We start from the raw sequence: 14,038 nt of genomic DNA, 5'->3' as shown, positions 1-14,038 counted from the left end.
CTTTTTTTCCTGACCCGGAGGTTCGTGTCTGATGACCGCCCGTATCCGTACCCACGCCCTGGCGCTGATCGCCATGACGCTCCCGCTCGTGGCCTGCGCCCAGTCGCCGTCGCCGGCCACCGCTGCCGCCCCGGCGGCGGCCGCCGCTCCGCGGGCGCCGGCGCCGCAGCTGGTCAGCGGTCTGCCTGACTTCACCAACCTGGTCGAACAGGTCGGTCCGGGCGTGGTCAATGTCGAGACCACCATCGTGCGCAGCAACCGCCAGGCGCGCATGGCCGGTCCGGCGGACCAGGACATGCCCGAATTCTTCCGCCGCTTCTTCGGTCCGGACTTCCAGATGCCGGGGCAGGGCGCCGACGGCCCCGATGACGGCACGCCGAGCATCCGCGGCCGCGGCATGGGCTCGGGCTTCATCATCTCCGCCGATGGCTACGTGCTGACCAATCACCACGTCGTTGCCGATGCCAGTGAAGTGAAGGTCAAGCTCGGCGATCGCCGCGAGTTCACCGCCAAGGTGGTGGGCAGCGACCAGCAGTACGACGTCGCCCTGCTCAAGATCGACGCCAAGAACCTGCCGACGGTGCGCGTGGGCGATTCCAATACGCTCAAGCCGGGCCAGTGGGTGGTCGCGATCGGTTCGCCGTTCGGGCTGGACAACTCGGTGACCGCCGGCGTGGTCAGCGCGGTCGGGCGCAGCACCGGCGGTCCGGACCAGCGCTATGTGCCCTTCATCCAGACCGACGTGGCCATCAACCAGGGCAACTCCGGTGGCCCATTGCTCAATACCCGCGGCGAAGTGGTCGGTATCAACTCGCAGATCTTCTCCGCGTCCGGTGGCTACATGGGCATCAGCTTCGCGATCCCGATCGACCTGGCGATGGGCGCGGTCGAACAGATCAAGAAGACCGGCCGGGTCAGCCGGGGCCAGCTGGGCGCGGCTGTCGGGCCGATCGACAGCCTCAAGGCGCAAGGGCTGGGCCTGCCGGACAGCCGCGGCGCGCTGGTCAACGAAGTGGTCGCGGGCAGCGCGGCGCTCAAGGCCGGTATCGAACCGGGTGACGTGATCCGCTCGGTCAATGGCAGCCCGATCAATACCTTCAGTGATCTGCCGCCGGCCATCGGCGCGCTGCCGCCGGGCAGCAAGGTCCGCCTGAGCGTGCTGCGCGACGGCAAGGAGCGGGAAATCACCGCCACCCTGACCGAACTGGCCGAAGACGCCGAGCGCGGCGCCACCCGTCCGGCCGCGGAAGCGGCCAAGCCGGAGACCGGCGCCAATGCCCTGCTGGGGCTGGACGTGGCCGATCTGACCGCCGCGCAGCGCCAGCAGCTGGGCCTGTCGGCCGTCGAGGGCGTGCGGATCACCCGGGTCAACGGCCAGTCGGCGCGTGATGCCGGCCTGTCGCCGGGGCTGGTGGTGCTGCAGGTCGGTCGCACCCCGGTCGGCAGCGTGGCCGCGCTGAACAAGGCGCTGGGCGGTTACAGCAAGGGTGACGTGGTCATGTTGCTGGTCCGTGCCAACGGCAACAGTGCCTTCGTGGCGGTCAAGGCCGGGCAGTAAGCCCGCCCCGCCTGTGTTTCCGGGCCCGCTTCGGCGGGCCCGGTCGTTTCCAGGGGGCCGTTGGCGACAATCGCCGCCGGGCCCACGCGGGACCGGGCCGGCCATGCGATAATCCGCAGTCATCCTGACGACGCGACGCGCCGCCGCCACCTATGTCTTCTGATTCGATGCGGTTCATCCGCAACTTCTCCATCATCGCCCACGTCGACCACGGCAAGTCCACGCTGGCCGATCGCATCATCCAGCTTTGCGGTGGCCTCCAGGCCCGTGAGATGGAGGCGCAGGTGCTCGACTCGAACCCGATCGAGCGCGAGCGTGGCATCACCATCAAGGCCCAGTCGGTCTCGTTGCCGTATGTCGCCAAAGACGGCCAGACCTACCACCTGAACTTCATCGACACCCCCGGGCATGTCGACTTCTCCTATGAAGTCAGCCGCTCGCTGGCCGCCTGCGAAGGCGCGCTGCTGGTGGTCGATGCGGCCCAGGGCGTGGAAGCGCAGTCCGTCGCCAACTGCTACACGGCCGTTGAGCAGGGGCTGGAAGTGGTGCCGGTGATCAACAAGATCGACCTGCCCACCGCCGATATCGAGCGCGCCAAGGCCGAGATCGAGGCCGTGATCGGCATCGACGCGACCGATGCCGTGCCGGTCAGCGCCAAGACCGGCCTGAACGTGCAGGACGTGCTGGAGGCGATCGTGCATCGCATTCCGCCGCCGGTGCCGCGTGATACCGACAAGCTGCAGGCGCTGATCATCGACTCGTGGTTCGACAACTACCTGGGCGTGGTCTCGCTGGTGCGCGTGATGCAGGGCCAGATCAAGGCGGGCGACAAGCTGCAGGTGATGTCCACCGGCCGCAACCACCAGGTCGACAACGTCGGCGTGTTCACTCCCAAGCGCAAGGTGCTGCCGGCCCTGCGCGCCGGTGAAGTGGGCTGGGTCACGGCCAGCATCAAGGACGTGCACGGCGCGCCGGTCGGCGACACCCTGACCATGGCCGCCGACCCGGCCGCCAAGCCGCTGCCGGGCTTCCAGGAAATGCAGCCGCGCGTGTTCGCCGGCCTGTTCCCGGTCGATGCCGAGGATTATCCGGACCTGCGCGAAGCGCTGGACAAGCTGCGCCTGAACGATGCCGCGCTGCGCTTCGAGCCGGAAAGCTCCGAGGCGATGGGCTTCGGCTTCCGCTGCGGCTTCCTGGGCATGCTGCACATGGAAATCGTGCAGGAGCGCCTGGAACGCGAATACAACCTGGACCTGATCAGCACCGCACCGACCGTGGTCTATGAAGTGCTCAAGACCGACGGCACCATCATCAACATGGACAACCCGGCCAAGCTGCCGCCGGTGAACCAGGTCGATGAGATCCGCGAGCCGATCATCCGCGCCAACGTGCTCACCCCCGAGGAGTACATCGGCAACATCATCAAGCTGTGCGAAGAAAAGCGCGGCAGCCAGCTTGGCATCAACTACCTGGGCAGCCAGGTGCAGATCAGCTACGAACTGCCGATGGCCGAGGTGGTGCTGGACTTCTTCGACAAGCTCAAGTCGGTCAGCCGTGGCTATGCCTCGCTGGACTACCACTTCGTGCGCTTCGATGCCGGTCCGTTCGTCCGCGTGGACGTGCTGATCAACGGCGACAAGGTCGATGCGCTGTCGCTGATCGTGCACCGCAGCCATGCCGATCGCCGCGGCCGCGAGCTGTGCGAGAAGATGAAGGAACTGATCCCGCGGCAGATGTTCGACGTGGCCATCCAGGCCGCCGTCGGCTCGCAGATCATCTCGCGCACCACGGTCAAGGCGATGCGCAAGAACGTGCTGGCCAAGTGCTATGGTGGCGACGTTTCGCGCAAGAAGAAGCTGCTCGAGAAACAGAAGGAAGGCAAGAAGCGCATGAAGCAGGTCGGCCGCGTGGAAATCCCGCAGGAAGCCTTCCTGGCCGTGCTGCAGATGGACAAGTAAGGCCGGATGGCTTTCCCGGCAGCGGCGGGCGGCACCGGATCGGTGTCGCCGGACGCGCAGGGGCACACCACACCGCTGCAATCGTTCCCAAGGACACTGCATGAAATTGTTTGAGTTCCTCCTGGTCGTACTGACGTTGGCCTCGGGCCTGATCCTGCTGGCTGAAAAGCTGTACTTCGCCAAGCGCCGCGCCCAGCGCGCCGGCCTGCTGGACACCGAGCCGGTGGTGGTCGATTACGCCCGGGCGTTCTTCCCGGTGCTGGCGATCGTACTGGTGGTGCGCAGCTTCATCGCCGAGCCGTACAAGATCCCGTCCAGCTCGATGATGCCCAACCTGCTGATCGGCGATTTCATCCTGGTCAACAAGTTCTCCTACGGCCTGCGCCTGCCGTTGAACAACGCCAAGGTGATCCCGTTCGGCGAGCCCAAGCGGGGCGACGTGGTGGTGTTCCACTTCCCGGGCCACTCGGACAACGATCCGGCCAAGGGTGAGAACTTCATCAAGCGCGTGATCGGCGTGCCGGGCGACCAGATCGAGTTCCAGGGCAATGGCCTGATCCTCAACGGTGAGCCGGTCAAATACGACAACAAGGGCCTGTACGCCGGCCATAACGGCCAGGGCGAGGGCAGCTCGCTGCTGGTCGAGCACCTGCCGGGCCGCACCCATACCGTGCTGGAGACCGACTACGCCCGCGGCGAAGGCCAGTGGACCGTTCCGGCCGGCAAGTACCTGGTGATGGGCGACAATCGCGACAACAGCGACGACGGCCGCTTCTGGGGCCTGCTGCCGGAGGAAAACCTCCGCGGCAAGGCCTTCCTGATCTGGCTGAACTGCTCGGGCTGGTTCTGCAAGGACGGTTTCGAGCCGTCGCGGATCGGCACGGGTATCCATTGATTGATGGCACACGCGTATCTGGGGAGAACGCAATGAAGAACATGACATCGCAGCGCGGCATCACCTTGACCTCGTTCCTGGTGGTGCTGATCGTGGTCGCCTTCTTCTTGTACATCGGGATGAAGCTGTTCCCGATGTACCAGGAGTATTACGCCGTGCGCACGGCGCTGAAGAGCCTGGCCAAGGAGCCGGGGGTGGCCAACATGGAGCCGGCCAGGGTCCAGGAGCTGTTCTTCAAGCGCATCCACATGAGCTATTCCGAGAATCTCAAGCCCTCCGATATCAAGTTCGACCGCATCGACGGCGGCTGGAACTTGAAGGTCAACTACGAAGTGCGCCGTGAGCTGATCGGCAATCTCGACGTGGTGGGCAAATTTGACACCAACCAGGATCTGACTCTCCGCGGTGCCGACTAAGACCTTCCAACGCGGTGACCTGATCGGTCACGCCTTCAACGATCCGGGCCTGCTCCAGCAGGCGCTGACGCATCGCAGTGCCGGCACGCCCAACAATGAGCGGCTGGAATTCCTCGGCGACAGCATCGTCAACATGATGGTGGCCCAGGCGCTCTACGAACGCTGGCCCAAGGCCGACGAGGGCGCGCTGACCCGCGCCCGTGCCGAACTGGTGCGCGAGGGCGCGCTGGCGGTGATCGCGCGCGAGCTGCACCTGGGCGAGCGCCTGATCCTGGGCCCGGGCGAGATGAAGACCGGCGGCCATCGCCGCGATTCCATCCTGGCCGATGCGCTGGAAGCGGTCGTCGCTGCGATCTACCTCGATGCCGGCTTCGCCGCCTGCCGGACCGTGGTGCTGCCCTGGTTCACCGCCTCGATGCAGGCCCTGCCGGCCACCGGCAAGCCGGAGAAAGACCCCAAGACCCGACTGCAGGAATGGCTGCAGGCGCGGCAGAAGGCATTGCCCCTGTACGAGCTGGTGTCAGAATCGGGTGACGATCACGCCAAGACCTTCCGGGTACGCTGCGGCGTAACCGACCCCGCTGTCAGCACCGAAGGCGAAGGTGCCTCGCGACGGCTGGCCGAACAACAGGCGGCTGCCGCCGCCCTCGAGCAACTGGATTCCAAGTGAACGAAGCAACCCCCCATCGTTCCGGCAGCGTGGCCGTCATCGGTCGCCCGAACGTCGGCAAATCCACCCTGACCAACGCCCTGGTGGGCGCCAAGGTCAGTATCGTCTCCAACCGGCCGCAGACCACGCGGCACCGGCTGCTCGGCATTGCCAGCTACCCGGAAGGGCAGATCGTGCTGGTCGACACCCCCGGCCTGCACCGTGCGCAGAAGCGCGCCATGAACCGGGTGATGAACCGCGCCGCGCGCGGCTCGCTCGAGGGCGTGGACGCGGGCATGCTGGTGATCGAAGCCGGCCGCTGGGACGAGGAAGACACGCTGGCCTTCAACGTGCTCAGCGACTCGGGGATCCCGGTGGTGCTGGTGGTCAACAAGATCGACCGGCTCAAGGACAAGGGCGCCCTGCTGCCGTTCCTGCAGCAGGTCACCGAGGGCCGCACGTTCGCCGCGGTGCACCCGATCTCGGCGCAGAAGCGCAATGGCCTGGAATCGCTGGTCCGCGACCTGATGAAGCTGTTGCCGGAAGCCCCGCCGATGTTCGGCGAGGACGAGATCACCGACCGCAGCCAGCGCTTCCTCGCCGGTGAGCTGGTGCGCGAGCAGCTGATGCGCCAGCTCGGCGAAGAACTGCCGTATGCGACCACGGTCGAGATCGAGCGCTTCGTCGAAGATGGCAACCTGCTGCGCATCGGTGCGGTGATCTGGGTCGAGCGCGAAGGCCAGAAGGCGATCGTGATCGGCAAGGCCGGCACCCGCCTGAAGGAGATCGGCGCCAAATCCCGCCTGCAGATGGAACGTCTGTTCGGCGCCAAGGTCTTCCTGGAAACCTGGGTCCGGGTGCGCGAAGGCTGGTCCGACGATGAAGCCGCGCTCAAGGCGTTCGGCTACGAATAAGCCGGCCCCTCCAACCCCGGGCGGTTGAACCATGCGCATCGAGGATGAGCCGGCGTTCGTGCTCCACGCCCGCCCGTGGCGGGAAACCAGTCTGCTCGTGGAGGTGCTGACCGAGCAGTACGGCCGGATCGGGGTGCTTGCCCGAGGCGTATCCAGCCCGCGCAGCCAGGCGCTGCGCGCGGCCCTGCAGCCATTGCAGTGGATTCGCCTGACCGCCGTGCAGCGGGGCGAGCTGGCCCAGCTGCGCGGGGCCGAGGCCCTGGACGCTGCGCCACGCCTGACCGGCCAGGCGATGCTGGCCGGGTTCTACATCAACGAACTGCTGATGCGGCTGGCGCCCCGCCAGGACCCGCTGCCCGAGCTTTACGACCATTACGCGCAGGTCCGCGCACGGCTGCGCGATGGCGAGCCGCTGGCCTGGACCCTGCGCCGTTTCGAGCGCGACCTGCTGGAGGCCCTGGGCTTCGGCTTCGATCTGCTGCACGGCAGCGATGAGGAGCCGGTCGACCCGGCCGCACGGTATGAGCTGGACCCGCAGGAGGGGCCGCGCCGGCTGCTCAGCGACCGCGGTGTGGATCAGCGCCGTGGCGCCGCGACCGGCAGTGCGTTGCTGGCGCTGGCCGCCGATGAACTGCCCGGGCCCGAGGATCTGGGCAGCCTGCGCCGGCCGATGCGCGCAGTGCTGATGCACCATCTCGGCGGGCGAGGGCTGAAATCCTGGGAAATGCTGGAGGACCTGGCGCGACGGGGCACCTGAGCGCAGGCGGCCCGCGGCGCCGTTGCGGGGGGGACTCACGCGGCAACGCTGCACGCGCTGCCGCCCGTGCTCACTGCAGCAGGGCGTCGACCGCCACGCGAAAGCGGCTCTGCGCCCCGGTGGAGTCCGGGGCCTGGTGCAGCTGGCGGACCGCCCGGGCCAGGCGCGCGGCGCCGACAAATCCGCAGCTGGCCTGCAGCCGATGCAGCTGGCCGCGCAGGGCCCGCACATCCTCCTCACGCAGGGCCTGGGCCACCGCGTCGCGAACCCCGGGCAACTCGGCCAGGAACAGCTCGCGCAACGCGATGAGGTGGTGGCGCTGCCCATTCAGCGCGGCCAAAGCCGTGGTTTCGTCCCAGTCCTGGCGCTCGCCCTCCACGTCCTCGGCGTCGGCAAGCACCGGGGCGGACAGGCTGCCAGCGGTATGCACCAACGCGCGGCGGACGGCCTTGAGCAGGTGCTCACGGCTCAGCGGCTTGACCAGGGTTTCACTGAAGCCGGCATCGCGCAGCCGCGAATGGATCGAGGTGTCGCCATCGGCGGTATGTGCCAGTGCTGGCGTATCTGGCCGCGAGCGGCGCAGCTCCTGCAGCAGTTGCGTGCCGTTACCGTCGGGCAGGTTGACGTCGATCAGCCACAGATCATGTTGGTTGCCACGGGCGCGGTCCATGGCCGTGGCCAGGGAATCGGCGGTATCCACCTGCGCCGGCAGGGTTTCCAGCGCGGCCTTGAAGAAGCCGCGGCTGATGGTGTCGTCCTCGACGAGCAGGAATCGGGGCATGGGATCCCTCGGGGTCATCTGCATTGGGGCTGCCTCCATGTCAGCTGCGCCCATATTAAACGCGAAGTCCCCGCCTGCAAGCGGTTTCAGCGGGCGGCAAGTCAGTTGGCAGTTGGTATCTGCGACAATACGCACCCTTTTTGCCCGCAGCCTGTTGCCACGTGGCCCGAACCCGCTCCCGCCTCGACCGTACTCCCTTCCAGACCGACATCCTCGACCTCAGCCATGACGGCCGTGGCGTTGCCCGCCGCGACGGCGAGGGTGGCAAGGTCACCTTCATCACCGGCGCGCTCCCCGGTGAGGTGGTGACCGCCGAGCCGACCGCGCGCAATCGTCATTTCGATGAAGCCCGGACCATCGAGGTCGTAAAGGCCTCGCCGCAGCGGGTGACCCCGCGCTGCCCGCATTTCGGCGTCTGTGCCGGCTGCGTGCTGCAGCACCTGGAAGAGTCGCAGCAGATCGTGGCCAAGCAGCGGGTGCTGATCGACAACCTGACCCGGATCGGCCACGTCACCCCGGGCACGGTGCTGCCGCCGCTGGTGGGCGACAGCTGGGGCTACCGCCGCAAAGGCCGCTTCTCGGTGCGCCGCGTCGAGAAGAAGGACAAGACCCTGGTCGGCTTCCGCGAGCTGGACCCGCGTTTCGTCGCGGACCTGAGCCAGTGCCTGACCGTCATTCCGGAAATCGGGATGAAGGTCGGCGTGCTCTCCGAGTTCATCGAGACCCTGGACGGCAAACGCGACATTCCCCAGATCGAATTCATCGCCGGCGATGACGCGATCATGCTGACCATCCGCCACATGCAGCCGCTCAGCGATGCCGACCGTGCCGCGTGGATCGCCTTCGGCCAGGCACACGGTTTTGCGATCTCGCTGCAGCCCGGTGGCGTGGAGTCGGTGCAGCCGCTGTGGCCAGCCGAGGTGCCGTTGTCGTTCAAGCTGGCGCCGTGGGATGTCGAGCTGGCGTTCCGCCCGCTGGATTTCATCCAGGTCAATGCCAAGCTCAACGTGCAGATGATCGCGCACGCGCTCGCCCTGCTCGATGCCGGGCCGGATGAGCGCGTGCTCGATCTGTTCTGCGGGCTGGGCAATTTCACCCTGCCGCTGGCGCGCACCGTGCGCAACGTGGTCGGTGTGGAGGGTGATGCAGGCCTGGTGGCGCGTGCGCGTGAGAACGCGGTGCGCAACGGGCTGGAGAATGCCGAATTCCATGCCGCCGATCTGACCCAGGACCAGCGCCAGGCCTCGTGGATGCGCCAGGGCTTTGACAAGCTGCTGCTGGATCCGCCGCGCTCGGGCGCCATCGAAGTGCTGCAGCAGCTGCCGCTGAAGCAGTTCAAGCGCATCGTCTACGTGAGCTGCCATCCGGGCTCGCTGGCGCGCGATGCCGGCTACCTGGTCAACGAGCAGGGCTTCACCCTGGTCTCGGCCGGCGCGATGGACATGTTCCCGCACACCGCGCACGTGGAAAGCACCGCGGTGTTCGAAAAGCGCTGATCAGCGCCCGTCCCCGGGCGCAGCGTTCTGCCACTGGCCGTGTGCGTCGAACACATAGGTCTGCGGTTCGGTGCCGCGCTCGGTCGCATCCCCGGCGGTGACATTGCAGCGGATCTCCGGCGCCTGGGTGCTGCGCAGTTCGCAGTCGTCGATCGCGAAGATCTGCAGGCGCTGCTGGAACGCGCGCAGTTCCTCGCGGGTGGCGGCATCGTCGATGGACGCAGCACGGCGATCAAGCTGCGCATTGAGCAGCTCGCGGACACGTTCGCGCGGGGGCACCGGCGCGTCGACATCGGCGCGCTGCATCGCCCAGCCCATGCCCTGCGGAACGAAGCGAAGCATGCGGTAGCGGTTCTTGAGGCCGATCTCCATGCCGACCAGGCAGTCGTATGCACCGGCGAGCGTGGTGCTTGCCCAGCACGGGCCATGTTCGAACCGGCGAGGGGTGAACATCGACTGCAGCAGCAGATCCTGGGTAGAGGCGGCCGGCGTCTTTTCCGCCTCGACCATGGCCATCACCGCCGCCTCGATCTGTGCAGGCGTGGGCGGCGAGGTGGCGAGCGCGCCCAACGGCAGCAGGGTCAGCAGCAGGGCGGGGAAGAGCGGTTTCATCGGGGGCGTCCTTGCAAGGCAGCCGGGCAGTATAGAAGCACGCCGTGGCCGCGGTGCCGCGATCGCCGCATACTGTGCGCATGGGCATTGAAATCGAACGCAAATACCTCGTCACCGGTGAGGGCTGGCGCACCGCTGCGCACGCGGTGATCCCGATGGCACAGGGCTATCTCAACGATGCCGCCTCGCTGGAGAGCGGCGCGCAGAAGGCGTCGGTGCGCGTGCGCATCCAGGGCGCGCAGGCCTTCCTCAACATGAAGTCGCGCGAGATCGGGCACACCCGGCAGGAGTTCGATTATCCGATCCCGGTGGAGGATGCGCGCGCGCTGCTGGCGCTGTGCGTCGGCGGGCTGATCGACAAGCGCCGGCACCTGGTCGAGCACGACGGGCTGCTCTGGGAGGTGGACGAATTCCTGGGCGAGAACGCCGGGCTGGTGGTGGCCGAAGTGGAGCTCGAGCACGCCGAGCAGACGGTTACGCTGCCCGAGTGGGCAGGCGAGGAGGTCACCGACCAGGTGCGCTATTACAACCTGGCCCTGGCCGCGCACCCCTTTTCACGCTGGTCAAGCGCTGAACGCGGCTGATCCGCGGCCCTTGTGAAGCGGCCTTGCCGCCCAAAATCTGGCCAGATGAAAATCGATATCTGGTCGGATGTGGTGTGCCCCTGGTGCTGGATCGGCAAGCACCGGTTCCAGCAGGGACTGGCGTTGCTCGGCGATGACGCGCCCGAGGTGGAGGTGCATTGGCACCCGTTCCTGCTCGATCCCGACGCCGGCACGGCCCCGGTACCGCTGCGCCAGGCGTACGCGGCCAAGTTCGGCAGTGCCGAGCGCACCGAACAGATCCTGACCCAGACCCAGGCCGCGGCGCGCGCCGAGGGCCTGCCGATGGATTTCAACCAGGGCCAGGTCCGGGTGACCACGCTGCCGGCGCACCGGCTGATGTGGCTGGCCGGGCGTGAAGGCGTCCAGGCCGAGGTCGGCGAGGCACTGTTCCGCGCGCATTTCGTGGAGGGGCGCAACCTGGCCGATCCCCAGACCCTGATTGCCGCCGGCGCCGCCGGCGGGCTCCAGGCCGAGCGCATCACCGCGCTGCTGGAAGGAGAGGAGGGGCTGGAGGAGATCCAGGCGCAGCTGGCGCAGGCGCAGCGCTTCGGCATTCAGTCCGTGCCCACCTTCGTGATCGACGATAAATACGCCATCCAGGGGGCCCAGCCACCGGAGGCGTTCGCCCAGGCCCTGCGCCAGATCGCGGCCGAACGCACGCCTGCAGGCCCTGCGGGGCACGGCGATGGCTGCGGCCCGGACGGTTGCGAGGTCTGACGCTGCGCGCGGGTTCTGCGACAATGCGGCAGTGCGCCATGGTGGCGCCCCGTATTGGAGACACCCCATGCTCGTGATCGGCGTTGCCGGGACCGAACTCACCGCCCAGGAACGCGAGTGGCTGCAGCACGACGCCGTGGCCGGCGTCATCCTGTTCAAGCGCAACTTCGCCTCGCGCGAGCAGATCGCCGAGCTCTCGGCGGCCATCCGTGCCGCCGCGCCGCGCCCGCAGCTGATCTGCGTGGACCAGGAAGGCGGCCGCGTGCAGCGCTTCCGCGAGGGGTACAGCGCGCTGCCGCCGCTGCAGGGCTTCGATGCGCTGTATGCCTCCGATCGCGAGGCCGCGCTGGCCCTGGCCGAGCAGCACGCCTGGCTGATGGCCAGTGAAGTGCGCGCCAGTGGCGTGGACCTCAGCTTCGCCCCCGTCGTCGATCTGGGCCGTGGCAACCTGGCGATCGGCAATCGCGCCTTCAGCGCGGACCCGCAGGTGGTCGCAGCGTTCACTGCCGCGTATGTGCGCGGCATGCACAGCGTTGGCATGGCCGCCACGCTCAAGCATTTCCCCGGGCACGGCACCGTGCTGGAAGACACCCATTTCCACGACGCCAGCGACCCGCGCTCGCTCGATGAACTGCGCGCGCTGGACCTGATCCCGTTCGCGGCCGGCATCGCCGCCGGCGCCGATGCGGTGATGATGGCCCACGTGGTCTACCCGCAGGTCGCGCCGGAGCCGGCCGGCTACTCGCCACGCTGGATCCAGCAGATCCTGCGCGAACAGATGGGCTTCCGCGGCGTGGTCTTCTCCGACGACATCGGCATGGCCGCTTCATTCGCCGCCGGTGGCGTGAAGGCGCGCGTGGATGCACACCTGGACGCCGGTTGCGACGTGGTGCTGGTCTGCCACCCCGAACTGGTGGAAGAATCGCTGCGCGCCGTCGAAGGTCGCACCCTCAACACCGCTGCGCTGCTCGGCCTGATCGGCCGCGGCGCGCTGGGCTGGGACGGCCTGCTGGCCGATTCCCGCCACGGCACCACCCAATCCCGTTTGCTTGACACCCTTGGAAGAACCGTCTGATGCCCAACCTCACCATTTCCCAGGCCCTGGCCCAGGCCGACCTGCTGGTCGACCGTCCCACCATCGACAAGGCCATCGCTGGCATCGCCGACGCCATCGCGCGCGATTACAAGGGCGAGGTCCCGCTGTTCCTGTCGATCATGCACGGCGCGCTGCCGTTCGCCGGCCAGCTCGCACTGGAACTGGGCGCACGCGGCCAGGACGTGCAGTTCGATTACCTGCACGCCACCCGCTACCGCGGTGAAACCACCGGCGGCGACCTGGTCTGGAAGCACAAGCCGGCCACCGCGCTGTTCGGCCGCCGCGTGCTGCTGGTCGATGACATCCTCGACGAGGGCTACACGCTGCAGGGCGTGCGCACCTGGTGCCTGGAGCAGGGCGCCACCGACGTGCGCATCGCCGCGCTGACGGTCAAGCTGCACGACCGCGCGCTGCCGGACGTCAAGGCCGACTACGCCGGCATCGACCTGCCGGACCGCTATGTGTTCGGTTTCGGCATGGACGTCAACGAAACGCTGCGCTGCGTGCCGGCCATCTACGCGATGAAGGAATGATGGAACACATTTCCCTTGCCGTCATCGGCGGCACCGGCGTCTACAAGCTGGCCCAGCTCGACGATGTGAGCAGCCACCAGGTGCAGACGCGCTACGGCACGCCGTCCGGCCCGATCCGCGTCGGCACGCTGCTGGGTCAGCGCGTGGCCTTCCTGGCCCGCCATGGTGAAGGCCACTCGCTGCCGCCGCACAAGATCAATTACCGTGCCAACCTGGCCGCGCTGCAGCAGATCGGCGCGCAGCGTGTGCTTGCGCTCAACACGGTCGGCGGCATCACCGAACTGTTCGGCCCGCGCGTGCTGGCCTGCCCGGACCAGCTGATCGATTACACCTGGGGCCGCATCTCCACCCTGTGCGAAGAGCCGGGCACCGACGTGCTGCACGTGGACTTCGGCCACCCGTACACGCCGATGCTGCGCAGCAAGGTGCTGGCCGCGGCGAAAGTGACCGGCGTGCGCCTGCAGGACGGTGGCTGCTACGGCGCGACCCAGGGCCCGCGGCTGGAAACCAATGCGGAAATCGCGCGCATGCGCCGCGATGGCTGCGATCTGGTCGGCATGACCGGCATGCCCGAAGCCAGCCTGGCCCGCGAGCTCGGCCTGGACTACGCCTGCCTGGCGATCGTGGCCAACTGGGCCGCCGGCTGTGGCGATGGCGATGAAATCACGATGGCCGAAGTGCTGGCCAATGTGGACGCCGCCTCCTCCGGCCTGCCCGAATTGATCGGTGAATTGGCACGGGGGTGATTGTCATTACCGTACAAGGTTTGCATACTCCGCCAGTGCGCTGGTTGAGCGTACACCACCCATTCATAGAAGAAGGTCTCGCATTACCATGCCGAACGGTACCGTCAAGTGGTTCAACGACGCCAAGGGATTTGGCTTTATCTCGCCGGAGGACGGCAGCGCCGACGTCTTCGCGCACTTCTCCGCGATCAACTCCAAGGGCTTCCGCAGTCTGCAGGAAGGCCAGAAGGTCACCTATGACGTGACCCAGGGCCCGAAGGGCGCCCAAGCCTCGAACATCGTGCCGGCTGAGTGATTTTCTCGGC

16 protein-coding genes are annotated in these 14,038 nt (G+C 67.5%); 14 read left to right on the top strand and 2 right to left on the bottom strand.

The window, feature by feature from the left end; translation table 11 throughout:
* Positions 1-31: 31 nt before the first annotated feature.
* The 7 genes from PV764_RS05880 to recO all read left to right on the top strand — a co-directional run bounded on the left by PV764_RS05880 (position 32) and on the right by recO (position 7,147).
* Entirely contained in the window at positions 32-1,558 is a 1,527-nt protein-coding gene (locus PV764_RS05880; RefSeq protein WP_421116297.1) for a DegQ family serine endoprotease, read from the top strand.
* Positions 1,559-1,725: 167 nt separating this feature from the next.
* The gene (gene lepA / locus PV764_RS05875; RefSeq protein ID WP_019183453.1) at positions 1,726-3,516 is read left to right on the top strand and encodes a translation elongation factor 4; all 1,791 of its coding nucleotides are present in this window, start codon (positions 1,726-1,728) and stop codon (positions 3,514-3,516) included.
* Positions 3,517-3,616: 100 nt separating this feature from the next.
* Positions 3,617-4,411, top strand: a complete 795-nt coding sequence (gene lepB / locus PV764_RS05870; protein WP_019183452.1) for a signal peptidase I — start codon at positions 3,617-3,619, stop codon at positions 4,409-4,411.
* 32 nt (positions 4,412-4,443) lie between these two features.
* Positions 4,444-4,827, top strand: coding sequence for a DUF4845 domain-containing protein (locus PV764_RS05865; RefSeq protein WP_046273302.1), 384 nt, complete (start codon positions 4,444-4,446; stop codon positions 4,825-4,827).
* Complete coding sequence (gene rnc, locus PV764_RS05860; RefSeq protein WP_341986468.1) at positions 4,817-5,497, top strand: ribonuclease III; 681 nt, start codon at positions 4,817-4,819, stop codon at positions 5,495-5,497. The genes PV764_RS05865 and rnc overlap by 11 nt, the downstream gene beginning before the upstream one ends.
* Positions 5,494-6,390, top strand: coding sequence for a GTPase Era (gene era / locus PV764_RS05855; RefSeq protein ID WP_019183449.1), 897 nt, complete (start codon positions 5,494-5,496; stop codon positions 6,388-6,390). The genes rnc and era overlap by 4 nt, the downstream gene beginning before the upstream one ends.
* A 31-nt stretch (positions 6,391-6,421) precedes the next feature.
* The gene (gene recO / locus PV764_RS05850; protein WP_421116296.1) at positions 6,422-7,147 is read left to right on the top strand and encodes a DNA repair protein RecO; all 726 of its coding nucleotides are present in this window, start codon (positions 6,422-6,424) and stop codon (positions 7,145-7,147) included.
* 70 nt (positions 7,148-7,217) lie between these two features.
* On the opposite strand, the gene PV764_RS05845 is transcribed toward recO, so the two are convergent.
* Complete coding sequence (locus PV764_RS05845) at positions 7,218-7,952, bottom strand: Hpt domain-containing response regulator (protein WP_284128899.1); 735 nt, start codon at positions 7,950-7,952, stop codon at positions 7,218-7,220.
* A 137-nt stretch (positions 7,953-8,089) separates the two neighbouring features.
* Between PV764_RS05845 and rlmD the strand changes: the two genes are divergently transcribed.
* Positions 8,090-9,424: a 23S rRNA (uracil(1939)-C(5))-methyltransferase RlmD gene (gene rlmD, locus PV764_RS05840; RefSeq protein WP_421116295.1), complete on the top strand. Its 1,335-nt coding sequence runs from the start codon at positions 8,090-8,092 to the stop codon at positions 9,422-9,424.
* Here rlmD and PV764_RS05835 read toward each other — a convergent pair whose 3' ends face one another.
* Entirely contained in the window at positions 9,425-10,036 is a 612-nt protein-coding gene (locus PV764_RS05835) for a hypothetical protein (protein WP_341986465.1), read from the bottom strand. It lies immediately after the preceding gene.
* 80 nt (positions 10,037-10,116) lie between these two features.
* Here PV764_RS05835 and PV764_RS05830 point away from each other — a divergent pair, with 80 nt between their 5' ends.
* From PV764_RS05830 to cspE, 6 genes are all read left to right on the top strand, one after another.
* Positions 10,117-10,620 carry a CYTH domain-containing protein gene (locus PV764_RS05830; protein WP_026069817.1) on the top strand — a complete coding sequence of 168 codons (504 nt, stop codon included), beginning with the start codon at positions 10,117-10,119 and terminating at the stop codon, positions 10,618-10,620.
* 45 nt (positions 10,621-10,665) lie between these two features.
* Complete coding sequence (locus tag PV764_RS05825; RefSeq protein WP_019183443.1) at positions 10,666-11,358, top strand: DsbA family oxidoreductase; 693 nt, start codon at positions 10,666-10,668, stop codon at positions 11,356-11,358.
* Positions 11,359-11,425: 67 nt separating this feature from the next.
* Complete coding sequence (nagZ, locus tag PV764_RS05820; RefSeq protein ID WP_019183442.1) at positions 11,426-12,433, top strand: beta-N-acetylhexosaminidase; 1,008 nt, start codon at positions 11,426-11,428, stop codon at positions 12,431-12,433.
* Positions 12,433-12,987 (top strand): hypoxanthine-guanine phosphoribosyltransferase, encoded by a 555-nt coding sequence (locus PV764_RS05815; protein ID WP_019183441.1) that lies wholly within the window; start codon positions 12,433-12,435, stop codon positions 12,985-12,987. Before nagZ ends, PV764_RS05815 begins: the two co-directional genes overlap by 1 nt.
* Positions 12,987-13,733, top strand: coding sequence for an S-methyl-5'-thioinosine phosphorylase (locus tag PV764_RS05810; RefSeq protein ID WP_070425660.1), 747 nt, complete (start codon positions 12,987-12,989; stop codon positions 13,731-13,733). The genes PV764_RS05815 and PV764_RS05810 overlap by 1 nt, the downstream gene beginning before the upstream one ends.
* Positions 13,734-13,821: 88 nt before the next feature.
* Positions 13,822-14,028 (top strand): transcription antiterminator/RNA stability regulator CspE, encoded by a 207-nt coding sequence (gene cspE, locus PV764_RS05805; protein WP_019183439.1) that lies wholly within the window; start codon positions 13,822-13,824, stop codon positions 14,026-14,028.
* Positions 14,029-14,038: the final 10 nt, after the last annotated feature.

Source organism: Stenotrophomonas sp. AS1 (assembly GCF_048957655.1).
Taxonomy (GTDB): domain Bacteria; phylum Pseudomonadota; class Gammaproteobacteria; order Xanthomonadales; family Xanthomonadaceae; genus Stenotrophomonas; species Stenotrophomonas bentonitica_A.
Note: the sequence above shows the minus strand (reverse complement) of the source record. Positions and strands in the feature narration are given on the sequence as shown.